Origin of the sequence: Mycolicibacterium pyrenivorans, assembly GCF_025821625.1 — a bacterium.
GTDB classification, from domain to species: Bacteria; Actinomycetota; Actinomycetes; order Mycobacteriales; family Mycobacteriaceae; genus Mycobacterium; species Mycobacterium pyrenivorans.
In genome coordinates this window covers 1-388 of sequence record NZ_JACKSH010000150.1, presented here as the reverse complement: position 1 = coordinate 388, position 388 = coordinate 1, and the positions used below count along the sequence as shown (strand labels likewise).

Genomic DNA, 388 nt, shown 5'->3' with positions numbered 1-388 from the left:
CGAGGCAGTCACAACCCAGTTCGAGGGCGTTGGTGTACCGGCCGAACAGGTACTCCCCCTGGTCGAAGTAGTTCTGCCAGTAGCGGACCGGCGAGGGATCGGCGTAGGGCACCACCATCTCGGCGATCGACGCGCGGTACACCACCGGCCGGCCATCGATCGACAGCTGATGCAGGGTCAGGCCCTCGCGAACGTCGAAGCCGAAGCGGAAAGACCAATCGGCCCAGGTGATCTGGTTGCCCTCGACGGAGAAGCTCGCGCCTTCGGGCTGCGTGATCTCGATGGGTTTGAGATCGGTGCGGGCCGGAACCGCATGCGGCGCGGCATCCCACTCGCCGCGTTCGGTGGGCAACGGCAGCTCGACCTCGTCGATCACCTTGACAACCGT

At 65.5% G+C, this 388-nt stretch carries 1 protein-coding gene; it reads right to left on the bottom strand.

Translation table 11 applies throughout. The features are described from left to right. Window positions 1-388 (bottom strand): copper amine oxidase (locus H7I57_RS18095; protein WP_443678335.1); only part of this gene is annotated, 388 nt, incomplete at both ends.